This window comes from Mycobacterium sp. NGS33 (genome assembly GCF_059812885.1).
Genome location: NZ_JCALDN010000002.1, coordinates 493,364 through 516,443, shown reverse-complemented (window position 1 = coordinate 516,443; position 23,080 = coordinate 493,364). Strand labels below are relative to the sequence as shown.

Annotated in this window: 18 protein-coding genes, 3 rRNA genes and 1 pseudogene; 2 read left to right on the top strand and 20 right to left on the bottom strand. The window is 63.4% G+C overall.

The genetic code is table 11. The features are described 5' to 3' along the window. The first annotated feature begins 26 nt into the window (after nt 1-26). Nucleotides 27-518: a methylated-DNA--[protein]-cysteine S-methyltransferase gene (locus tag AC5Y5B_RS06455; protein WP_112634337.1), complete on the top strand. Its 492-nt coding sequence runs from the start codon at nt 27-29 to the stop codon at nt 516-518. Nucleotides 519-564: 46 nt separating this feature from the next. Here the strand turns inward: AC5Y5B_RS06455 and rrf are convergent. The 4 genes from rrf to murA all read right to left on the bottom strand — a co-directional run bounded on the left by rrf (nt 565) and on the right by murA (nt 7,296). Further along, nucleotides 565-677 (bottom strand): 5S ribosomal RNA (gene rrf / locus AC5Y5B_RS06450). Between the two features lie 81 nt (nt 678-758). After that, nucleotides 759-3,868: ribosomal RNA gene (locus AC5Y5B_RS06445) — 23S ribosomal RNA — on the bottom strand. Between the two features lie 283 nt (nt 3,869-4,151). Then, a 16S ribosomal RNA gene (locus AC5Y5B_RS06440) occupies nt 4,152-5,682 on the bottom strand. Together the 16S, 23S and 5S rRNA genes form the textbook arrangement of a ribosomal RNA operon. A 360-nt stretch (nt 5,683-6,042) precedes the next feature. After that, nucleotides 6,043-7,296: a UDP-N-acetylglucosamine 1-carboxyvinyltransferase gene (murA, locus tag AC5Y5B_RS06435; RefSeq protein WP_500004420.1), complete on the bottom strand. Its 1,254-nt coding sequence runs from the start codon at nt 7,294-7,296 to the stop codon at nt 6,043-6,045. Between the two features lie 68 nt (nt 7,297-7,364). Here murA and AC5Y5B_RS06430 point away from each other — a divergent pair, with 68 nt between their 5' ends. Further along, nucleotides 7,365-7,949 (top strand): cob(I)yrinic acid a,c-diamide adenosyltransferase, encoded by a 585-nt coding sequence (locus tag AC5Y5B_RS06430; RefSeq protein ID WP_112634335.1) that lies wholly within the window; start codon nt 7,365-7,367, stop codon nt 7,947-7,949. A 25-nt stretch (nt 7,950-7,974) separates the two neighbouring features. Here the strand turns inward: AC5Y5B_RS06430 and AC5Y5B_RS06425 are convergent, their stop codons facing one another. The 16 genes and pseudogenes from AC5Y5B_RS06425 to rho all read right to left on the bottom strand — a co-directional run bounded on the left by AC5Y5B_RS06425 (nt 7,975) and on the right by rho (nt 22,837). After that, on the bottom strand, nt 7,975-8,418 hold the full coding sequence (locus AC5Y5B_RS06425) for a DUF2550 domain-containing protein (RefSeq protein ID WP_112634334.1): 444 nt from the start codon (nt 8,416-8,418) through the stop codon (nt 7,975-7,977). Between the two features lie 6 nt (nt 8,419-8,424). Next, nucleotides 8,425-8,790, bottom strand: a complete 366-nt coding sequence (locus AC5Y5B_RS06420; RefSeq protein ID WP_112634333.1) for a F0F1 ATP synthase subunit epsilon — start codon at nt 8,788-8,790, stop codon at nt 8,425-8,427. A 34-nt stretch (nt 8,791-8,824) separates the two neighbouring features. Continuing rightward, nucleotides 8,825-10,273 (bottom strand): F0F1 ATP synthase subunit beta, encoded by a 1,449-nt coding sequence (gene atpD / locus AC5Y5B_RS06415; RefSeq protein WP_112634332.1) that lies wholly within the window; start codon nt 10,271-10,273, stop codon nt 8,825-8,827. An 18-nt stretch (nt 10,274-10,291) separates the two neighbouring features. Continuing rightward, the gene (locus AC5Y5B_RS06410) at nt 10,292-11,200 is read right to left on the bottom strand and encodes a F0F1 ATP synthase subunit gamma (protein WP_500004417.1); all 909 of its coding nucleotides are present in this window, start codon (nt 11,198-11,200) and stop codon (nt 10,292-10,294) included. Between the two features lie 6 nt (nt 11,201-11,206). Then, nucleotides 11,207-12,895, bottom strand: coding sequence for a F0F1 ATP synthase subunit alpha (atpA, locus tag AC5Y5B_RS06405; protein ID WP_112634330.1), 1,689 nt, complete (start codon nt 12,893-12,895; stop codon nt 11,207-11,209). A 58-nt stretch (nt 12,896-12,953) separates the two neighbouring features. Further along, entirely contained in the window at nt 12,954-14,294 is a 1,341-nt protein-coding gene (locus tag AC5Y5B_RS06400; RefSeq protein ID WP_500004414.1) for a F0F1 ATP synthase subunit B/delta, read from the bottom strand. A gap of 6 nt (nt 14,295-14,300) precedes the next feature. Further along, nucleotides 14,301-14,834, bottom strand: coding sequence for a F0F1 ATP synthase subunit B (locus tag AC5Y5B_RS06395; protein WP_500004412.1), 534 nt, complete (start codon nt 14,832-14,834; stop codon nt 14,301-14,303). A 5-nt stretch (nt 14,835-14,839) separates the two neighbouring features. Then, the gene (locus AC5Y5B_RS06390) at nt 14,840-15,088 is read right to left on the bottom strand and encodes a F0F1 ATP synthase subunit C (RefSeq protein WP_112634346.1); all 249 of its coding nucleotides are present in this window, start codon (nt 15,086-15,088) and stop codon (nt 14,840-14,842) included. Nucleotides 15,089-15,175: 87 nt separating this feature from the next. Beyond that, nucleotides 15,176-15,934 (bottom strand): F0F1 ATP synthase subunit A, encoded by a 759-nt coding sequence (gene atpB, locus AC5Y5B_RS06385; RefSeq protein ID WP_112634327.1) that lies wholly within the window; start codon nt 15,932-15,934, stop codon nt 15,176-15,178. Continuing rightward, nucleotides 15,927-16,421, bottom strand: coding sequence for an ATP synthase subunit I (locus tag AC5Y5B_RS06380; RefSeq protein ID WP_500004409.1), 495 nt, complete (start codon nt 16,419-16,421; stop codon nt 15,927-15,929). Before AC5Y5B_RS06380 ends, atpB begins: the two co-directional genes overlap by 8 nt. 214 nt (nt 16,422-16,635) lie before the next feature. After that, nucleotides 16,636-17,845: pseudogene (locus AC5Y5B_RS06375) on the bottom strand (glycosyltransferase family 4 protein); the annotation flags it as partial. Between the two features lie 28 nt (nt 17,846-17,873). Next, nucleotides 17,874-18,533 carry an L-threonylcarbamoyladenylate synthase gene (locus tag AC5Y5B_RS06370; protein ID WP_500004407.1) on the bottom strand — a complete coding sequence of 220 codons (660 nt, stop codon included), beginning with the start codon at nt 18,531-18,533 and terminating at the stop codon, nt 17,874-17,876. Then, a complete protein-coding gene (gene prmC, locus AC5Y5B_RS06365; RefSeq protein ID WP_500004405.1) occupies nt 18,526-19,398 on the bottom strand; it encodes a peptide chain release factor N(5)-glutamine methyltransferase in 873 nt (290 codons plus the stop codon). The genes AC5Y5B_RS06370 and prmC overlap by 8 nt, the downstream gene beginning before the upstream one ends. Then, nucleotides 19,395-20,468, bottom strand: a complete 1,074-nt coding sequence (prfA, locus tag AC5Y5B_RS06360; protein ID WP_112634322.1) for a peptide chain release factor 1 — start codon at nt 20,466-20,468, stop codon at nt 19,395-19,397. Before prfA ends, prmC begins: the two co-directional genes overlap by 4 nt. A gap of 99 nt (nt 20,469-20,567) precedes the next feature. Beyond that, nucleotides 20,568-20,798, bottom strand: coding sequence for a 50S ribosomal protein L31 (rpmE, locus tag AC5Y5B_RS06355; RefSeq protein ID WP_500004404.1), 231 nt, complete (start codon nt 20,796-20,798; stop codon nt 20,568-20,570). A gap of 173 nt (nt 20,799-20,971) precedes the next feature. After that, a complete protein-coding gene (gene rho, locus AC5Y5B_RS06350) occupies nt 20,972-22,837 on the bottom strand; it encodes a transcription termination factor Rho (RefSeq protein ID WP_500004402.1) in 1,866 nt (621 codons plus the stop codon). Nucleotides 22,838-23,080: the final 243 nt, after the last annotated feature.

Here is a 23,080-nt window from a genome sequence, read left to right as displayed (position 1 = left end):
GACCGAAGCGATGAGGAGTTGCGCGCATGATCGAGTACCGCACCATCGACAGCCCGATCGGGCTGCTGACCCTGGCCGGCCGCGGCCCGGTGCTGACGAATCTACGGATGGTCGACCAGACCTACGAACCGAATCGCGCCGGCTGGTCGCCCAACCCCCGGGCGTTTGGTGAGGCCGTCGAACAACTCGCCGCGTATTTCGCCGGCGAGCTGACGCATTTCGATCTCGAGCTCGACCTGAGAGGGACCGAATTTCAGCGCCGGGTATGGCGGGCGCTGCTGACCATTCCGTATGGCGAGACCCGCTCGTACGGTGAAATCGCCGAGCAGATCGCGGCGCCGGGCGCCGCCCGCGCGGTCGGTTTGGCCAACGGCCACAACCCGATCGCCATCGTCGTTCCCTGCCATCGCGTCATCGGGGCCAACGGGAGTCTCACCGGCTTCGGCGGTGGGCTCGGCCGAAAGCGCACATTGCTCGAATTGGAAAAGCAACGGGAAAATCTCACGCTATTCGATTAACCGGAAATGCAAAAACACCCCCGTTGCCGGGGGTGTTTTTGTGTATGTTCGGCGGTGTCCTACTTTTCCACCCGTATGGGCAGTATCATCGGCGCTGACAGGCTTAGCTTCCGGGTTCGGAATGGGACCGGGCGTTTCCCTGTCGCTGTGGCCGCCGTAACTCTATTTAAATTTGTTTGGTGGGGGGTGTGGTGTTCCGCGGCATTGCTGCCGTGAAATGGACTGTGGTTGCGATTGTGTGTTGGTAAGTTTTCGGCCGGTTAGTGCCAGTTCCCTGCACCCATTACTGGGCTTCCAGGTCTGGCCTATCAAACCCGTGGTCTGCGGGGGGCCTTATCCCTCTAAAAGGGTGAGAAACCTGATCTTGGAGAAGGTTTCCCGCTTAGATGCTTTCAGCGGTTATCCTGTCCGAACGTGGCTATCCAGCCGTGCCCCTGGTGGGACAACTGGTATACCAGAGGTTCGTCCGTCCCGGTCCTCTCGTACTAGGGACAGGTTTCCTCAAGTTTCTGACGCGCGCGGCGGATAGAGACCGAACTGTCTCACGACGTTCTAAACCCAGCTCGCGTGCCGCTTTAATGGGCGAACAGCCCAACCCTTGGGACCTGCTCCAGCCCCAGGATGCGACGAGCCGACATCGAGGTGCCAAACCATCCCGTCGATATGGACTCTTGGGGAAGATCAGCCTGTTATCCCCGGGGTACCTTTTATCCGTTGAGCGACACCCCTTCCACTCAGAGGTGCCGGATCACTAGTCCCGACTTTCGTCCCTGCTTGACTTGTAAGTCTCGCAGTCAAGCTCCCTTGTGCACTTACACTCAACACCTGATTGCCGTCCAGGTTGAGGGAACCTTTGGGCGCCTCCGTTACATTTTAGGAGGCAACCGCCCCAGTTAAACTACCCGCCAGGCACTGTCCGTGAACCCGATAAGGGTTCGACGTTAGGTGTCCAATACGATCAGAGTGGTATTTCAACAACGACTCCATACAAACTGGCGTCTGTACTTCAAAGTCTCCCACCTATCCTACACAAACCGTACCGAACACCAATACCAAGTTGTAGTGAAGGTCCCGGGGTCTTTTCGTCCTGCCGCGCGTAACGAGCATCTTTACTCGTAGTGCAATTTCGCCGAGTCTATGGTTGAGACAGTTGGGAAGTCGTTACGCCATTCGTGCAGGTCGGAACTTACCCGACAAGGAATTTCGCTACCTTAGGATGGTTATAGTTACCACCGCCGTTTACTGGGGCTTAAATTCTCCGCTTCACCTTACGGTTAACGGGTCCTCTTAACCTTCCAGCACCGGGCAGGCGTCAGTCCGTATACATCGTCTTGCGACTTCGCACGGACCTGTGTTTTTAGTAAACAGTCGCTACCCACTGGTTTCTGCGGCCGAATCCCGCTCCCACCGCAAGGGTGTTCACGGTATTCCGGCCCCCCTTCTCCCGAAGTTACGGGGGCATTTTGCCGAGTTCCTTAACCATAGTTATCTCGTACGCCTTGGTATTCTCTACCTGACCACCTGTGTTGGTTTGGGGTACGGGCCGTGTATGTGCTCGCTAGAGGCTTTTCTTGGCAGCAGAGGATCACCGAATTCGCCTCAATCGGCTATGCATCACCTCTCGGGATTAATGAGCGACGGATTTGCCTATCGCCCTCCCTACGGGCTTGCCCCAGTATTACCACTGACTGGTACGGCTACCTTCCTGCGTCACCCCATCGCTTGACTACTACCAGCGAAGGTCCCACGCAGCCCCGAAACTCCATGCCCCCGAAGGGGAATGGTCGATCCGGTTTTGGGTGGTTAGTACCGCTGATTCATCAGGGACGCCTATACACGGGTACGGGAATATCAACCCGTTGTCCATCGACTACGCCTGTCGGCCTCGCCTTAGGTCCCGACTCACCCTGGGCGGACTGGCCTGGCCCAGGAACCCTTGGTCTTACGGCGGGCAAGGTTCTCACTTGCCTTATCGCTACTCATGCCTGCATTCTCACTCCCCCACCCTCCACCACCGGTTACCCGGAGGCTTCGCTGAGTGAGGGACGCTCCCCTACCCACACTCACCGTACGGTGAATGTGCCGCGGCTTCGGCGGTGTGCTTGAGCCCCGCTACATTATCGGCGCATAATCACTTGACCAGTGAGCTATTACGCACTCTTTCAAGGGTGGCTGCTTCTAAGCCAACCTCCTGGTTGTCTCTGCGACTACACATCCTTTTCCACTTAGCACACGCTTAGGGGCCTTAGCCGGCGATCTGGGCTGTTTCCCTTTCGACGTACGGAGCTTATCCCCCGCCGTCTCACTGCCACGCTTTACACCACGGCATTCGGAGTTTGGCTGACGTCAGTAACCTAGTAGGGCCCATCGGCCATCCAGTAGCTCTACCTCCGTGGTGAACCACGCAACGCTGCACCTAAATGCATTTCGGGGAGAACCAGCTATCACGGAGTTTGATTGGCCTTTCACCCCTACCCACAGCTCATCCCCTCAGTCTTCAACCTAAGTGGGTTCGGGCCTCCACGCGGTCTTACCCGCGCTTCACCCTGGCCATGGGTAGATCACTCCGCTTCGGGTCCAGAACACGCCACTACACCCCAAAGGGGATGCGCCCTATTCAGACTCGCTTTCGCTGCGGCTACCCCACACGGGTTAACCTCGCGACGTGTCCCTGACTCGCAGGCTCATTCTTCAAAAGGCACGCCATCACCCCACGAAGAGGCTTTGACGGATTGTAGGCACACGGTTTCAGGTACTATTTCACTCCCCTCCCGGGGTACTTTTCACCATTCCCTCACGGTACTAATCCGCTATCGGTCATCGAGAAGTATTTAGGCTTACCGGGTGGTCCCGGCAGATTCACAGCAGATTCCACGGGCCCGCTGCTACTCGGGAACTGATACAAGGTAGGTGTCGGGTTTTCGCGTACCGGGCTCTCACCGTCTACGGCAGGCCATCCCAGGCCACTTCTGCTAACCACGACACTTTCTGACTACCCCTCAGCCAGGTAGAGCTGAGACATATCACTCCCACAACACCGCGCACACAACCCCTACCCGGTTATACATGCGTGCGGTTTAGCCTGTTCCGCGTTCGCTCGCCACTACTGACGGAATCACAATTGTTTTCTTCTCCTACGGGTACTGAGATGTTTCACTTCCCCGCGTTACCTCCCGCACCCTATATATTCAGATGCGGGTAACACGACATCACTCGTGCTGGGTTTCCCCATTCGGAAATCCTCGGATCAATGCTCGGTTGACAGCTCCCCGAGGCATATCGCAGCCTCCCACGTCCTTCATCGGCTCTCGATGCCAAGGCATCCACCATGCGCCCTTAAACACTTACTTACACACAAAAACCAAAGAAGAAATTACACATTTCGATGAACACGCCGGCCACGAAGGACCACGCGTTCATCTAGATGCTCGCAACCACTATCCAATACTCAAACACCACACCCCACCACCAAGATGGAGGGACTCCACACGGATCGACCGAGTGTTGTCTCAGGGCCCAATAGTGTGTCTGGCAATCATTTGCTGTTGTGCACCCGGTTTTCGTCCACTACAGACGAGAACCCCTCACGGCTCGCACTCCACCAATTGGAGTGCTTTTCGTGGTGCTCCTTAGAAAGGAGGTGATCCAGCCGCACCTTCCGGTACGGCTACCTTGTTACGACTTCGTCCCAATCGCCGATCCCACCTTCGACAGCTCCCTCCAAAAGGTTAGGCCACTGGCTTCGGGTGTTACCGACTTTCATGACGTGACGGGCGGTGTGTACAAGGCCCGGGAACGTATTCACCGCAGCGTTGCTGATCTGCGATTACTAGCGACTCCGACTTCATGGGGTCGAGTTGCAGACCCCAATCCGAACTGAGACCGGCTTTAAAAGGATTCGCTTAACCTTACGGCATCGCAGCCCTTTGTACCGGCCATTGTAGCATGTGTGAAGCCCTGGACATAAGGGGCATGATGACTTGACGTCATCCCCACCTTCCTCCGAGTTGACCCCGGCAGTCTCTCACGAGTCCCCGGCATTACCCGCTGGCAACATGAGACAAGGGTTGCGCTCGTTGCGGGACTTAACCCAACATCTCACGACACGAGCTGACGACAGCCATGCACCACCTGCACACAGGCCACAAGGGAACGCCTATCTCTAGACGCGTCCTGTGCATGTCAAACCCAGGTAAGGTTCTTCGCGTTGCATCGAATTAATCCACATGCTCCGCCGCTTGTGCGGGCCCCCGTCAATTCCTTTGAGTTTTAGCCTTGCGGCCGTACTCCCCAGGCGGGGTACTTAATGCGTTAGCTACGGCACGGATCCCAAGGAAGGAAACCCACACCTAGTACCCACCGTTTACGGCGTGGACTACCAGGGTATCTAATCCTGTTCGCTCCCCACGCTTTCGCTCCTCAGCGTCAGTTACTGCCCAGAGACCCGCCTTCGCCACCGGTGTTCCTCCTGATATCTGCGCATTCCACCGCTACACCAGGAATTCCAGTCTCCCCTGCAGTACTCTAGTCTGCCCGTATCGCCCGCACGCTCACAGTTAAGCCGTGAGATTTCACGAACAACGCGACAAACCACCTACGAGCTCTTTACGCCCAGTAATTCCGGACAACGCTCGCACCCTACGTATTACCGCGGCTGCTGGCACGTAGTTGGCCGGTGCTTCTTCTCCACCTACCGTCAATCCGAGAAAACCCGGACCTTCGTCGATGGTGAAAGAGGTTTACAACCCGAAGGCCGTCATCCCCCACGCGGCGTCGCTGCATCAGGCTTGCGCCCATTGTGCAATATTCCCCACTGCTGCCTCCCGTAGGAGTCTGGGCCGTATCTCAGTCCCAGTGTGGCCGGACACCCTCTCAGGCCGGCTACCCGTCGTCGCCTTGGTAGGCCATCACCCCACCAACAAGCTGATAGGCCGCGGGCCCATCCCACACCGCAAAAGCTTTCCACCAAAAGACATGCGTCTAAAGGTCCTATTCGGTATTAGACCCAGTTTCCCAGGCTTATCCCGAAGTGCAGGGCAGATTGCCCACGTGTTACTCACCCGTTCGCCACTCGAGTACCTCCGAAGAGGCCTTTCCGTTCGACTTGCATGTGTTAAGCACGCCGCCAGCGTTCGTCCTGAGCCAGGATCAAACTCTCCAAACAAAATCTCCTCGCAAGGCGAGTTGAATTTCAAATCAGAGATACCTGACAAGACGCCAAAAACTGGCATCAAAAAACGACCATACCCACACACGGGGGGTGCGAAATATGGTCAAAAAACAACAACAAATAAAAAGACCAAACACACTATTGAGTTCTCAAACAACACTTGTTTCGCCCGTTTTGGGGCAACCCTGCCAGCTTAATACAGATCCGGCAGATAAGTCAACTCCCAATTTTGATCTGCTAGAGACCGTCTCGGGAGCAGCCGTGCCAGGCTAGTACCAATCCAGCGAGGGAGTCAAGGCCCCGCTCTCGTCCACCTTCGCGTTGGTGATCGCGCTTGTGGGGCACTGACTTTGGTTACTGTACCCGCTCGATCTCCGCTCCCAAAATCGCCAGGTTTTCCACGAACAACGGGTAGCCGCGATCGATGTGGAAGACGTCGTGGACCTCGGTGTCTCCGTCGGCGACAAGCCCGGCCAATACCAGGCCCGCGCCGGCCCGGATGTCCGAACACCACACCGGCGCGCTCGACAATTGCGGCAGCCCCCGAACGACGGCGTGGTGCCCGTCGGTTCGGGCATCGGCGCCCAGGCGAATCATTTCTTCGACGAACCGAAAGCGCGCCTCGAATACGTTCTCGGTGATCATCGAGGTGCCGTCGGCGATCGAGGCCAGGGCGATGGCCATCGGCTGCAGGTCAGTCGGGAACCCGGGGAAAGGCAGCGTCGCCACATTGACGGCCTTTGGGCGCTCGTACTGCGCCACCCGGAAGCTGTCGTCGGTCTGGGTAACGGTGGCGCCGGCATCGTGCAACTTGTGCAGCACCACCTGCAGGTGCGCGGGGTCGATGCCCGTCACCGTGATGTCGCCGCGGGTGATCGCGGCGGCGATCCCCCACGTGGCGGCGACGATGCGATCCCCGATGACCCGATGCTCGGTCGGGTGCAGCTTCGGGACGCCCGTGATGGTCATCGTCGGCGAACCCGCGCCTTCGATCTGCGCACCCATCTGGTTCAACATCGTGCACAGGTCCACGACGTCGGGCTCGCGCGCCGCGTTGTGGATGACGGTCACGCCCTCGGCCACGACCGCGGCCATCAGGATGTTCTCGGTCGCCCCCACCGAGGGGAACTCCAGCTGAATCTCTGCGCCGCGCAACGTATCGGCCTGCGCCACCACGCATCCGTGCTCGATGTTGCATTGCGCACCGAGCTGGCGCAGGCCGGCCTGGTGCATGTCCAGTGGGCGCGATCCGATCGCGTCGCCGCCCGGCAGCGCGACTCGGGCACGCTTGCACCGGCCGACCAGCGGTCCCAGCACGCACACCGACGCGCGGAACTGTCGCACCGCGGCAAAGTCGGCATCGTATTTCGGCTCATCCGGAGAGGTGATTCGGGCGACGTCGCCGTCGAGTTCGACGGTTGCGCCCAGCCCGCGCAGCACCTCCGCCATCAGCGGCACGTCCAGGATGTCGGGACAGTTGGTGATCGTGCTGGTTCCCTCGGCCAACAGCGTCGCGGCCATCAGCTTGAGCACGCTGTTTTTGGCGCCCCCGACTGCGACTTCGCCTGCCAACCGGTTGCCGCCGGTCACCACGAATCGCTCAGCCACCCGCGTCAGTCTAGTGAAGCGGTATCGCCTTGTCAGTCGGCCAAGCCACACCCGAGTACGGTTTGCTCATGGCTGTACACCTGACTCGCATCTACACACGGACCGGCGACGACGGCACTACGGGATTGAGCGACTTCTCGCGGGTCTCCAAGAACGATCCCCGCCTGGTGGCCTACGCCGATTGTGACGAAGCCAACGCGGCGATCGGTGTCGCGGTCGCCGTGGGCCGGCCCGACGAGCAGCTCGCGAGCGTGTTGCGCCAGATCCAGAACGACTTGTTCGATGCCGGCGCGGACCTGTCGACCCCCGTGGTCGACAACCCCGAATATCCCCCGCTGCGGGTCACCCAGCCCTACATCGATCGGCTCGAAAAGTGGTGTGACACATATAACGAGCCCTTGCCGAAGCTGAATTCGTTTGTGCTGCCCGGCGGTTCGCCGTTGTCGGCGTTTCTCCACGTCGCCCGCACCGTGGTGCGCCGGGCCGAACGGTCGGCGTGGGCGGCGGTCGATGCCGCGCCCGGGCAGGTCAGCGTGCTGCCCGCGAAATACCTGAACCGCCTCTCGGATCTGCTCTTCATCCTGTCGCGGGTGGCCAACGCGGATGGCGATGTGCTGTGGAAGCCGGGCGGCGGGAACCCCGGCGGAAGTTAGCAGGGGTCCGATAGGGCGATGCGCTCTAGAGGCTGCGCCGGCGGGACCGCGGCGACGGACGCGATTCCAGCCAGGACAAGAACGCCGTCAAAGCGCCCTTGTCGAGGGCGATCTCGTACCCGGACCTGCGGTCCTGGGTGGTGTCACGTAACTCGATGACGACGATCTCATCGGTCATGATGTCGAACTCGTCACCGCGGGGTGCCCGCCTGGACACGATCTCGACGCCGCGCCGGCTCAACCGTCGGTCCGGCCACAGGCGCAGGCTGGACAGCCGGTAAAACGCGGCTTCACCACCGCGGTAACGGATTACGCCGTGGCGCCAGCCATGGCCTCCGACCGCGGGAACGTCTCGCATGATCCCCGCCGTGCCGCCCTGGCGCAGCTTCCACAACCGATAGCTCAGCGCGACGACGGCGCCCGCCAGCACGACGACGAGCACGACCATGCCAACCATGGGCGCGCTCATCGGCGGCTAGTCGATCGCGCCGACGGCGCGCAATCTCGCGCGCCCCCTGGCGGCGATGCGCGGATCGTCCGACTCAGCAGCCTCTCTGGCGGCGCTCTCGTCGATCTCCGACTCGAACTCGGCGGATTCGGCGAGGATTGTCACCGATTCCTCGGTGACGGACAGGAATCCGCCGTCCACCGCGACCCGCAGGTCGTCCTCGCCTTCTCGTTCGACGCGCACCATTGCGTCGTCGACCAACTGCGCTACCAGCGGGATGTGCCTCGGCAGGATGCCGATCTCACCGACCGTGGTGCGGGTGAACAGAAACGTTGCTTCACCCGACCAGATCTTTCGGTCGACGGCGACTATCTCAACGTTCAATTCAGCCATGCCACAAGCCTTTCAGAGCCGTTCCGCTCACGCCTCAGGATTCCAGTTTGGCGCCAAAGCTTTCAGCCTTCTTCGCCAGGTCGTCGAGGCCACCGATCAAGAAGAACGCCTGCTCCGGGATGTGGTCGAAATCGCCCTTGGCCAGGCGGTCGAATGCCTCGATCGTCTCCTTGAGCGGCACCGTCGAGCCCGGCTGGCCGGTGAACTGCTCGGCCGCCATCATGTTCTGCGACAGGAATCGCTCGATGCGCCGTGCCCGCTGAACGAGCTGCTTGTCCTCTTCGGACAGCTCGTCGATACCGAGGATCGCGATGATGTCCTGCAAGTCCTTGTACCGCTGCAGGATTCGGATGACTTCCTGCGCCACGCGGTAGTGGTCGTCACCGACAACGCTTGGGTCGAGGATGGTCGAGCTCGATGCCAGCGGGTCCACCGCCGGAAAGATGCCCTTGGAGAACACGTTTCGGGACAGCTCGGTGGTCGCGTCCAGGTGCGCGAAGGTCGTTGCCGGCGCCGGGTCGGTGTAGTCGTCGGCAGGCACATAGACGGCCTGCATCGAGGTGATCGACTTGCCTCGCGTCGAGGTGATGCGCTCCTGCAACTCGCCCATCTCGTCGGCCAGCGTCGGCTGGTAACCCACCGCGGAGGGCATCCGGCCGAGCAGTGTCGAGACCTCCGAACCGGCCTGGGTGAATCGGAAGATGTTGTCGATGAACAGCAGCACGTCCTGCCCAGCCTCGTCACGGAACCACTCGGCCATGGTCAGCGCGGACAGCGCCACCCGCATACGGGTGCCGGGCGGCTCGTCCATCTGACCGAACACCAGCGCGGTGTCCTTGAGCACATCGGCTTCCTTCAGCTCGACCCACAGGTCGTTGCCCTCACGGGTGCGCTCACCAACGCCAGCGAAAACCGAAGTGCCACCAAAGTTTCGGGCGATACGGTTGATCATCTCCTGGATCAACACGGTCTTGCCCACGCCGGCACCGCCGAACAGCGCGATCTTGCCGCCACGCACGTACGGGGTGAGCAGGTCGACGACCTTCAGGCCCGTCTCGAGCATCTCGGTGCGGGGCTCGAGCTCCTCGAAAGGCGGCGGTTTGCGGTGAATCGACCAGTGCTCGAAATCTTCTCCATAGCCCGGCTTATCGAGGCAATGCCCCAGGGCGTTAAAGACGTGGCCCTTGACCTCCTGGCCGACCGGCACCGAGATCGACTTGCCGCTGTCCTTCACCTCGACCCCGCGCACCAGGCCATCGGTGGGCTGCATGGAAATGGTGCGCACCAGGTTGTCGCCGAGGTGCTGTGCGACCTCGAGCGTCAGCGTCTTCTTGAGCTCCTCGAACGTGATCTCGGCGTTGAGCGCGTTGAACAGTTCCGGCACGGAGCCACGCGGGAACTCGACGTCGACCACCGGGCCGGTGATTCGCACGACGCGGCCGCTGGTGTCGGAATTGGTGGTCTTTTCGTCAGTAGCAGTCATTTTCTTCTTCCTCGTGTGCTACTTAGCGTCGGCCAGCGCGTTTGCGCCACCGACGATTTCGCTGATCTCTTGGGTGATCTGGGCCTGCCGCTCGCGGTTCGCCATCAACGTGAGCTCTTTGATCAAGTCGTCCGCGTTGTCCGTTGCCGACTTCATCGCCCGTTGCCGCGACGCGAGCTCCGACGCCGCCGATTCGAGCAGTGCCGCGTACACGCGGGTCGTCACATACCGTGGCAGCAGGGCATCGAAAAGCGTTGTGGCGTCAGGCTCGAACGAGTACAAGGTGTGGAGTTCGTCGGTGTCTTCGACGTATTCCATGACCAGCGGAGCGATGCGGTGGGCCACCGCCGCCTGCGACATCATCGACTTGAACTCCGAATAGACGATGTGCAGTTCGTCGACGCCCTGGCCGTCCTCCGACTCGTCGTCGCCCGTGCCGGCCATGAAGCTCTCGACCAGGGTGGACGCGATCTCCTGAGCGTTTTCCACCCGGGGCTGCTCGGAGAAACCCGTCCAGGATTCGGTGATGTCCCAGTTGCGGAACTTGAAGTAGTTCAGCGCTTTACGACCCACCGTGTAGACGACCGGCGTCTTGCCTTCCTCCCGCAGCAGGGAGAACAGCTCCTCGGAGCGGCGGAAGATGCTCGAGTTGTACGCGCCGCACAGACCACGGTCGGAGGACACCACAAGGACGCCGGCCCGCTTCGGCTCGTCGCGCTCGACCAGCAACGGATGGTCCAACGCGGCTTCGGAGGACAACGTGGTGAGCATCGAGGTGATCTGGAATGCGTAGGGCCGCGCGGCTTCCAACCGCGCCTGCGCCTTGCCGATGCGCGAGGTCGCGATCATCTCCTGGGCCTTGGTGATCTTCTTGATCGACCCGGCCGAACGGATCCGGCCCCGTAATTCGCGAAGTGTGGCTGCCATCGGTGGCTACTTCTTGTCCTTGCCGGAGGCCTTGGAATCCTTGGATTCCTTCTTGTCCTTCGGCTTTTCCTTCTTGACCTGCACGGACTCCTTTTCCAGGTCCTCTTCGTCGAGGGGCTCGACGTGCTCGTCGGGCACCACAGACCCGCCGCCGGTGGCCGCGAAGCCCTTCTTGAAGTTGTTGATGATCTCGGTGAGCTGGTTCTCGCCCTCTTCGGAGAGCTTGCCGCTGTCGCGGACGCCGGCCAGGAACTTCTCTTCCGAGGCCCGCATGTGATCGAGCAGCTCGGTCTCGAAGCGACGGACGTCCTCGACGGGCACCGAGTCCAGGTGACCGCCGGTGCCCAGGAAGATCGAAACCACCTGCTCCTCAACGGGCATCGGCTGGTACTGCGGCTGCTTGAGCAGTTCGACGAGGCGTTCACCGCGCTCCAGCTGCGCCTTGGAGGTCGCGTCCAGGTCCGAGGCGAAGGCGGCGAACGATTCCAGTTCGCGGTACTGCGACAGGTCCAGCCGCAGCGAACCGGCGACCTCCTTCATGGCCTTGATCTGTGCCGCACCACCCACGCGGGACACCGACACACCGACGTTGATGGCCGGCCGCACACCCTGGTTGAACAGGTCTGACTCCAGGAAGCACTGCCCGTCGGTGATGGAGATGACGTTGGTCGGGATGTAGGCGGAGATGTCGTTGGCCTTGGTCTCGATGATCGGCAACCCGGTCAGCGAGCCACCACCGAGCTCGTCGGACAGCTTGGCGCAGCGCTCCAGCAGCCGCGAGTGCAGGTAGAACACGTCGCCGGGGTACGCCTCGCGGCCCGGCGGGCGGCGCAGCAGCAGCGAGATCGCCCGGTAGGCCTCGGCCTGCTTGCTCAGGTCGTCGAAGACGATCAGGACGTGCTTGCCGTCGTACATCCAGTGCTGGGCGATGGCCGAACCCGTGTACGGCGCAAGCCATTTGAAGCCGGCGGAGTCCGACGCCGGCGCCGCGACGATGGTCGTGTAGTCCATCGCGCCGCCCTCCTCCAGGGCGCGCCGCACAGACGCGATCGTGGTGCCCTTTTGGCCGATGGCCACGTACACGCACCGCACCTGCTTGCGCTCGTCGCCGCTCTCCCAGTTCTCCCGCTGGTTGAGGATGGTGTCGACGCAGACGGCGGTCTTGCCGGTCTTGCGGTCACCGATGATCAGCTGGCGCTGGCCGCGACCGATCGGGGTCATGGCGTCGATGGCCTTGATGCCGGTCTGCAGCGGCTCGCTCACGCTCTGCCGCTGCACCACCGACGGCGCCTGGATCTCCAGCGCCCGGCGAATGTCGGTGTCGATGTCTCCGCGGCCGTCGATCGGCTGCCCGAGCGGATTGACGACGCGGCCGAGGAAGGCGTCGCCGACGGGGACCGACAGGACCTCGCCGGTGCGCTTGACCTGTTGTCCCTCTTCGATTTTCTCGAAGTCACCCAGGATCACCGCGCCGACGCTGTGCTCGTCGAGGTTGAGCGCGACGCCAAGGACGCCGCCGGGGAATTCGAGCAACTCCTGGGTCATGACCGAGGGCAGGCCTTCGACGTGCGCGATGCCGTCCCCCGCGTCGACGACGGTACCGACCTCTTCCCGGGAGGTGTCGGAGGTGAAAGAGCCTACGTACTCCTCGATGGCGCTCTGGATGTCATCAGCGGAGATTGTCAACTCGGCCATGGCTTTTCGTCTTCCTACTTGATCGTGGTTCGCGTGCGATTGTGATGAATGGTTGGTGTCAGTCAGGCAATTGAGCCTCGGCCGCGGCAAGGCGAGAAGCGAGCGTCCCGTCGATCACTTCATCGGCCACGGAGATGAGCAGGCCGCCCAGCAGTTCGGCATCGATCTGCAGCTGCACCGCCACCGTGTGACCGTAGATGCGGCTGAGCACGTCGGTGAGACGAGACCGTTGGGCATCGCTGAGTTCGGCCGCCGCGCTGACCGCGGCGACGATCTCACCGCGGCGTGCCACGGCGACTTCGGTCAAGAACTGAACGGCCTCCTCGGCCGGCTGGCCCCTGAGGAGTTCGACCGTCTGGGTCAGCAACGCAGTCACAATGGGCTGGACCCTGCCGCTTGCGCTGTCAAGTACTTTGCGCAACAACGCGACTCGGCCTTCGACGGGAACGGCGTAGTCACCCAGCAGGATGGAAAGTTGAGGCTGCGCGTCGAGGATGCGGGAGAACCGGAACAGCTGTTCTTCGACCTCGCCGACTTTGTCCTCGCGTTCGGCGACTTCCAGCAGCGCCTGTCGAGACACGTGTTCGATGGCGTCGACGAGGTCGGAGTTGGCCGACCAACGCTCCGAGACCGCCGCGCGCAGCACTTCCAGTGTGGCGTCGGCGACCTTGCCAGAGACGAGCCGCTCGATCAACCGGACCCGGGGGGCGGCATCCTCGGCGGGGACGGTGAGATACCGCGTGACGACGATCTCGCGGTCCAGCATCTGGGCCACCTCTACCAGCTCACTGGAGAGACTCGAAAGGCCCTTGCTGTCAAGGTCTTTGGCTATGGAGCTGAACTTTTCGGACAGGTTGCCCAGCGCGACGCGACTCGACGAGCGCATCTTGGTCATCAACGGATATTGAACGTCGGCCGACGCGGGAGCCATCTCGTCGAGCTCGTCGAGGAACCGGTCGACGGTGGCCGACTGCTGCTCCGGGTCGGCGACGAAGTTGCGCACCAGCTCACCCGCCTGACGCACCGCTTCGTGGCCGAGTTCCAGACGGAGCTGCCGGCTCAGCTGGGTGCGCAACAGGTCGACCTGTCGGCCGCCCTGTACGTTGATGCGTTCGGATTCGACGTCGGCCTGGGCCCGCAGCTGTTCGACGATGCGGCCCGAGTCGCTCCTGGCCTCCTCGACGATCCGTTCGGCCTCCGCCTTGGCGGACTCGACGGCATTGCTGTGTGCCGTGGTCGACTCGGTCAACCGATCGCTCGCCGTCGCAGCGTCTTTCAACTGCTGGCGTACGGCGTCTTGCCGAGCGGTCATCAGACGACGCACCGGCGGCACGACATACCGCACCACCAGTAACACGATGGCCGCGAATCCGATTAACTGCCCGATGAAAGTCGACATAGGTGATTACCGCCCGGACTTCCCTGTTGCGGACGCGCTGGCGGTGGCGGGCGCGACCTCGACGCCCAGGATCCGGCTGGCCAGTGTCGCCGACATCGCGGCAACGTTGGCACGCAGATCCAGTTCCACGGCGTCCCTCTCCCGCTTCAATTGCTCGGATGCCATTTGCAACGTCGACATCACCTGTTGCTCGGCACGGGCGCGCGCGTCTTCTATCACCTTACGGCCTTCGGCGCGGGCGTCGTCGCGCAAAGACGACGCCTCAACCCGCGCTTCGGTCAGGGCTTCTTCGTAGTCGGCCTTGGCCGCTTCGAACTGCTCCGCCGCCTTCTTGTTGTCGGCAGCCGTCTTGGCGACCATGGCGTCACGCTCGCGCAACACCTTCATGACCGGTGGCACCACGAAGGTGCCGATGACGGCCAGCACGATCAGGAAGATGGCCAGCACGAAGAAGAAGGTGCCGTTCGGGACGAGGAAGTTGCTGCCCCCCTCGGCCACCACCTGGCTGGATGCCAGGACGCTCGGGCTCGCGTCACCCATGCGAACTACTTGCCGACGGGGGTTGCGAAGACGAACAGCGCCATGAAGGCCAGGTTGATGAAGTAGGCCGCCTCAACCAGACCGACGGTGATGAAGAACGGCGTAAACAACCGGCCTTGCGCCTCGGGCTGCCGGGCGATGCCGGAAACCAGCGCGTTACCGGCGATGCCGTCACCGATACCGGCACCGATCGCGCCGCCGCCCATGATGAGTCCACCGCCGATGAGAGCTGCGGCTGCGACTTGGGGGTCCAAGCTGGGCATTGTTTTCCTCCTCTAATCTGGTAGCGGTCTACCAGGCTTCTGTAATGGTGTGTGACTCAAAGCGATTCACGGCCAGTCTCAGTCATGGTGATCCTCGATCTCCATGGCTTGACTGAAGTACAGGATGGTCAGGATCGAGAAGATGAAGGCCTGGATCGCCCCGACGAACAGGTCGAAGGCCTTCCAGATCGCGTTGGGCGCCCACATGATGTAGGGCGGGAACAGCGCGATCAGGGCGACCAGGATGCCGCCGGCGAAGATGTTTCCGAAAAGTCGCAGCGACAACGAGATTGGCTTGGCGAGCTCTTCGACCAGGTTGATCGGCGCCAGGAAGGCCACGTGGCCCTTGATCACCGCGAGCGGGTGTCCGATGACGCCGCGGCGCCAGATGCCCGCCACGTGGTAGCAGACGAACACGAACAGAGCCAGCGCCAGAACGTAATTGATGTCCGCAGCCGCCGACTTCAGCAGCTCGGTGGTGTGGCCCGACTTATCGGTGTACTGCAGCGGGAGCACCGAGAGCCAGTTGGAGATCAGGATGAACACGAAGATGGTGACGGCCAAGGGCAACACGAACGGCGCGATGCGCATGCCGACCGCGCTCTCGATCTGATCGCGCATCTGGACGGTGATGGCCTCCCAGAACAGCTGAACGCCGCTGGGCACACCGGTGGAGGTGATCTTGGCGCGCAGGAAGAAGGCCAATGCCAACACGATCACCGCGGCGATACCCGTCGCCAGAATCGTGTCGGTGTTGACGGTCAGGCCGAGCCACTTGGCTTGGGTGTGGGCGCCGACCTCGATCGCGCCCTCGGCCAGGAACGTCGTCTCAGGCATCGGTGATGTTCCTTCCTTCCGGTCCTTCCGACCCTGCGATCACTCCGCCTTCGGCACCGTCCGTCGGCTCCGCCCAGTCGCCGGCGCGCAACTTCTTCCACACCGGGAGCGCCGTCGCGGCGACCAAGAGGATCTGGAACAGCGCCAATCCGAACAGGACGCCCAGGCCGGCGGGCCGAAAGACGTAGGCGATGATCAGCCCGAAGACGGTGATGATGGCCAGCCGTGACGCCGAGTTGACGGCCATCGACCTTTTCAGCGGGTGATCCTTGGCGGTGATGGACTCAACCGAGCGACGCACCAGTACCGCGTTGAGCAAACCCAGGAGAAGCCCGACCCCGAAGAAGACGCCGACCATCAGGTGACCGGACAGTGCGGCGGCGAGCACCGCCACGGCGGTGATGACAGCGCTGATCGCGAAGAGCCGAACCGGACGGAAAGCAACAGAGGGAAACACCAACGGCGCGTCCTGCGCTGGTGTCGTCACTGCAGCACCTCAATCCCAGGTTGATGAACGGGAACCCCCCGACCGACTGATCGGTGGTCCGCCGAGCGTATCGCACGTCACAGTTGAATCACCCAAGGGGTATCTCCCGAGGCCGGTCTCGAACCAGCCCGGTCGGAGTGGCCTCCGATGGGCCGGTAGCCTGCACGGCTTTTTGGGGTTCTACCAGCACCGTACCACATGCGGGACCCTACTACTACCCTTCGTCGTAGTAGTCGTCGCCCCGCCGCAACAGCGGGATCGCGGTGGCGATGCCGGCCACCACGATGGCGCCCAGCATCACCGCAGCGGTATCGCGGGGACGGAAAAAGATCGTGCTGGCCGCGCCGAACGCGACGATCCCCACCCACAGATAGATCAGCAACACCACCCGGCGATGCGAATGACCGATCTGCAGCAACCGATGATGCAGATGCATCTTGTCGGGGCTGAACGCGCTGCGGCCCGCGCGGGTGCGGCGCACGATCGCCAGCAGCAAATCGAGCATGGGTACGAAGATGACCGCCGCGACCAGCAAAAACGGCGACAGTAGGACGAACACGTCGCGGGCGCCGTAGGCGTTCTGCGAGACGGGGCCGGCGGCGGTGGTGGACGCGGCCGACAGCATCAGACCGATCAGCATCGAACCGGAGTCGCCCATGAAGATCTTGGCGCGATGAAAGTTGTGCGGCAGGAAGCCCAGACACGCCCCGGCGAGCACCACCGAAATGACCGCGGGCGGATAGAACAAGACGTCACCGCCGTGGTCGCGCAGCAGCCCGACCGAGAACATGCAGATGGCCAGGGCGGTGATCAGCCCCAGCCCGGCGGCCAGACCGTCGAGCCCGTCGACGAAGTTCATCGCGTTGACGACCGAGACGGTGAGCGCCAGGGTCAGCAGGATCGACGAGGCCTGGTCGAGCACGATGGTGCCCACGCCGCCAATAGGGATGTACAGGACACTCCATGCCACACCCATGGTGACCAGCACGCTGGCCGCGGTGATCTGACCGGCGAACTTGGTCAACGCGTCGAGGCCCCAACGGTCGTCGATCAGGCCGATACCCATGATGACCGCGCCGGCGACCAGGACCGCGGGCATGCCGGTGGAGTAGACGAACCCACGGGTGAGCGCCGGAAGCTGAGACGCCAGAAAGACGGCCGTGATGACGCCGACGAACATCGCCAGCCCGCCCATCCGGGGCGTCGGCGTCACGTGGACGTCGCGCTCCCGCGGATAGGCGACCGCGCCCAGCCGGGTCGCGAGCACCCGCACCGGCCCGGTGGCGAAGTAGGTGATGATCGCCGCGGTCAGCCCCACCAGCGCCAGTTCGCGAAGCGGAACGCCGGCACCGCGGTCGGCCAGCGCGAGCAAACCACCGGCAAGGTTGGTCACGTCGCTGGACATCACCGAGACCGTACTGGACAAACCTGGTACCTCGACAACCGCTCCAGTCAGGCCTGGGCGGTCAAACTTTCCGGATCGAGGGCCAGCACTTCGGCGATCCGCTCCGCGCTCACCGGGCCCGGTCGCAGAATCCGCGGCGTGGCCCCGGTCAGGTCGACGATCGTGGACGCCGCCCCCTGATCCGAGGGACCCGCTTCCAAATAGACGTCGACCAGATCGCCGAGCTGGCTGCGCGCCTCGTTGGCGTCAACCGCGGCCGGATGGCCGGAGATGTTGGCGCTGGAGACCGCCAGGGGCCCGACCTCGCGCAGCAGTTCGATCGCCACCGGATGCAGCGGCATGCGCAGCATCACGGTGCCGCGGGCATCGCCGAGGTCCCACTGCAGCGACGGCGCCTGGGTCACCACCAGGCTCAGCGCGCCCGGCCAGAAGGCACGGATCAGGTCGCGCGCCCCGTCCGGCATGGTGTAGACGAGCCCCTCGATGGTGTGCCAGGAGCCGACCAGCACGCCCACCGGCATGTCGCGCCCGCGCCCCTTCGCCGACAGCAATGCGGATACCGCGGCGCTGTTGAACGCATCGGCGCCGATGCCATACACCGTGTCGGTCGGCATGACAACCAGCCGGCCACCCTTGAGCGCTGCCGCTGCGGCGGCGATTCCACGTGAGCGCTGATCGGGATCCGCACAATCGAAGACGTCAGTCATCGGCGCCGCTCTCCCCCGCTTTTCGTCGCGCCGTCACGAAGCGTGGCCGTCCGGTCAGGTCGCGGCGGGCCTGGACGTCGTCGAACGCCCCTGTGCCAACGAACAATTCCGCCGTCTGCGCCGAGGTGGTGTCGTCGTGCTCGACGCCGATGAGCCCGCCGGGGCGCAGCCAGCGACCGGCGAGACGGACGAGGGGCGCGATCACCGCCATTCCGTCCGGACCGCCGAAGACGGCCTGGTATGGATCATGTTGGGCGACTTCAGGATCCAGCACGGCATCGTCGGGAACGTAGGGCGGGTTGGCCACCACCATGTCGACCCGCCCATCCAGATCGGCGAGCAGGCCCGGATCGCACGCCAGCTCGACGACATCGGCCCGCAGCAGCTCGATCGTCGTGCCCCGCGCGTTGCGGCGCGCATACTCGAGCGCGGCATCGGAGTTGTCGATGGCGACGATTCGCGCTTCGGGCCAGTGGTGGGCCAGCGCCACCGCCAAAGCGCCCGAACCGGTGCACAGGTCGACGATGACAGGTTTCGGCGTAAGTTGTTGCGCGGTCGCCCATTCCAGCAGGGCCTCGGTCTCGGGGCGGGGTATGAAGACGCCGGGGCCGACGTGCAGCAGGACGGGGCCGAACGCCGCGGTCCCCACCAGGTGTTGCAGGGGCACCCGTCGCGAGCGTGCGGCGACGACGTCGCGGTAGCGCCCGAGAAAGTCCGCGCCGGGCGACTCGAGCAGGGCCAGGCGCCCCCGGTCGGTACCCGCCAGATGCGCGGCCAGCTGCTCGGCATCCCAACGCGCAGAATCGATTCCCGCCTCGGCAAGGGTGGCCGCAGCATCGTCGATCGCGCGCCGCAGGACGTTCATGCCTGTTGCAGCCGGGTCTGCTTGTCGGCGGCGGCCAGGGCGTCGAATAGGGCGTCCAGGTCACCGTCGAGGACCTGATCGAGATTGTGCGCCTTGAAGTTGATGCGGTGGTCCGCGATCCGGTTCTCCGGGAAGTTATAAGTGCGGATGCGCTCGCTGCGGTCCACCGTGCGGATCTGGCTGGCGCGGTCCGCCGAGGCATCGGCCAGCGCCTGTTCTTCGGCCAAGGCCTGCAGACGGGCGGCCAGGACCTGCAGGGCGCGGGCCTTGTTCTGCAGCTGCGAGCGCTCGTTCTGGCAGGTGACGACGATGCCGGTGGGCAGGTGCGTGATGCGCACCGCGGAGTCGGTGGTGTTGACGCCCTGCCCGCCCTTCCCCGAGGAGCGGTAGACGTCGATGCGCAGATCCGACTCGTCGATCTGCACCTCGCCCACTTCTTCGGGTTCGGGGTACACCAGCACGCCGGCCGCCGAAGTATGAACGCGGCCTTGGGATTCCGTTACCGGGACGCGTTGCACCCGGTGCACTCCGCCCTCGAACTTCATCCGGGACCAGACCCCGTCGGCGCTGTCGCCCTTGCTGGCGATGGCCAACGTCGCGTCCTTGTAGCCGCCCAGATCCGAGGTGGTCTCGTCCAGCACGGTGACGGTCCAGCCGTGCCGCTCGGCGTAGCGGATGTACATTCGCGCCAGGTCCGCGGCGAAGAGGGCCGATTCTTCCCCGCCCTCACCGGATTTCACCTCGAGCACGATGTCGTCGGCGTCGTGCGGGTCGCGCGGGGCCAGCATGTCGGTGAGTTGGGTGTCCAACTCGGCCACCTGGGTTTCCAGGTCCGTGACCTCGGCGGCGAAGGACGCGTCGTCGGCGGCCAGCTCTCGCGCGGTCTCCAGGTCGTCGCGCGCGGCCACCAGTTTGCGGTAGGTGCCCACGATCGGGGCCAGCCGGGCGAACCGGCGTCCGGCCTTGCGCGCCTCGTCGGGGTTGCTGTGCAATTCGGGGTCGGCCAGCCGGCGCTCGAGGTCGGCGTGCTCGGCCAGCAGCACGTCAATGGTCTGTACCGGCTTGGTCACCGCCCTACCTCCTGCCCCGTTGTGCCCGTCATTGCCGCAAACGCAAACCGACGCCCGGCCCGTGCGACGACTCGCACAGTTCGGGCGTCGGTAACCGAGCTATTTGTCGGCAGCGGCTCCGGCGGTGCGCTTGCCGTACCGCTTCTCGAAACGCGCCACCCGGCCACCGCTGTCCAGGATCTTCTGCTTGCCGGTGTAGAAGGGATGGCACTGCGAGCACACCTCGACGGTGATGTGGCCGCCGTCCTTGGTGCTGCGCGTCTGGAACGTGTTGCCACACCCGCAGAGCACCGTGGTCTCCGCGTAGGCGGGGTGAATGTCAGCTTTCATGATGTCCTCTTCGATCGTGTCCGCGTCGATTATGCCGGGTCAACCGCCATGTCCCCAAAACAGCGGGATGGGCTCCGCCATTCCCGGGGCCGTTGCGCCGAAACTTAAATCACGGCGATGGCGGCCGGCGTGTCGGGTGCGTGGTTTAAGTGTCGCGGTGAGCGACCGTCCCCCTAGTCGTTGTCCATCGCCCCAGGGGTCGTCTTGGACACCTGGACCAGGAACTCGTAGTTGTTCTTCGTCTTGCGCAGCTGCGACATCAGCAGGTCGATGGCCTGATGCGAGTCCAGCCCCGACAGCACGCGGCGCAGCTTGTGCACGATGCCGAACTCGTCCGGCGAGAGCAGCAGCTCGTCCTTGCGGGTGCCCGACGGGTTGACGTCGACCGCGGGGAAGACCCGGCGCTCGGAGATCTTGCGATCCAGCTTGAGCTCGGCGTTACCGGTGCCCTTGAACTCCTCGAAGATGACCGTGTCACCGGTGGACCCGGTCTCGACCATCGCGGTGGCGATGATGGTCAGCGACCCGCCTTCCTCGATATTGCGGGCAGCGCCCAGGAACCGCTTGGGCGGATACAGCGCGGTGGAGTCGACACCACCGGACAGGATCCGGCCCGACGCAGGCGACGCGTTGTTGTAGGCGCGGCCCAGGCGGGTGATCGAGTCCAGCAGCACGACGACGTCCTTGCCCTGCTCGACCAGGCGCTTGGCGCGCTCAATGGCAAGCTCGGCGACCGCCGTGTGGTCCGTCGGCGGCCGGTCGAAGGTCGAGGCGATGACCTCTCCTTTGACCGAGCGGGTCATGTCGGTGACCTCTTCGGGCCGCTCGTCGACGAGCACGACCATGAGGTGGCATTCCGGGTTGTTCTTGGTGATCGCGTTGGCGATGTCCTGCAGGATCGTCGTCTTACCGGCCTTGGGCGGCGACACGATCAGCGCGCGCTGGCCCTTGCCGATCGGCATGATCAGGTCGATGACCCGGGTGGTCAGCCGGTCGGGCGTGGTCTCGAGACGCAGGCGCTGGTTGGGGTACAACGGTGTCAGCTTGGAGAAGTCGGGACGCTTTTTGGCGTCCTCGACCGAGCCGCCGTTGATGCTGTCCAGGCGCACCAACGGGTTGAACTTTTGCCGCTGGTTGGGCTGTTCACCTTCCTTCGGCACGCGGACCGCGCCGGTGACGGCGTCGCCGCGGCGAAGGCCGTTCTTGCGCACCATGTTCATCGACACGTAGACGTCGTGGGGACCGGCCAAATAACCGGAGGTGCGCACGAACGCGTAGTTGTCGAGGACGTCAAGGATGCCGGCTACCGGCTGAACGACGTCGTCCTCACGCAGCTCGGTGTCACCACCCTCGCCGGACCGCTCACCCCGGCGACGACGGTCACGGTCGCGGAATCGGCGTCCCCGCCGGCCCTGACGGCCCTCGCCGTCGTCGTCCTGCTGGTTCGAGCCGCCGCGGCCCTGCTGGCCACCGGAGTTCTGATCCTGGTCGTTGCCGCCGCCGTCCTGGCCGCGGTCGTCGTTCTGGTTGTCATTTTTGGGTTTCTCGCGACGCTCGGCCTCACCGGTGGCTGCGCCCTCACGGCTGCCTGCGCCCTCACGGTCGGCCTCGTCGTTGCCGCGCCCGGCCGAACCGGCCTCGCGGGAAGCGCCGCGTCGTTCGCGGCGGGGCGCCTCGGTGCTCGCGCCGTTCTGGTCGCCCTTGGCGGCCGGCGCCTCGGCGCCGTCGGTGCCGTTCTTGGCGTTGTCGTTGCTGTCCAACGTGCCGCTGTCCTCGGCGGACGTGGTGCCGTTGGCGGGAACGCCGTTGGCCTGTGCCCGGACTTCTTTGATCGCGGCGATCAGTTCGTTCTTACGCATGCCCGACGTCCCTTTGACGCCAACTTGATTGGCCAGCGCGCGCAGTTCGGGCAGCACCATCGTGGACAGCGCACCTCCCGAGACGGCGGGTTTCGCGTCTGGAGTGTCAGTGGTCACGGCATTCGACAGTTGATTGGCGTCAGTGTTTTCGCCAGCCGTGAACAGGTCCGTATCAGTCACGGATTTCCTTTCTTCCCCCGCTGATCAGGTCATACGGGGGGTTCGTTGCATTCAGGCAAATTGCCGAGTGCGCCCAATCATCGACTCTGCAACGGTGATCGCCTGGATCGGCGGAGTAAACGGCGAACCTCGTCCACAAGAAGAATTGGTGTTGTCCTAGCGGCAAGGCAGTATGGATGCAGATGCAGATGCTGCGATTGCTGGACGGCTCCGAGGATAGCCCCCATCCCTGTCGGAAGCAAG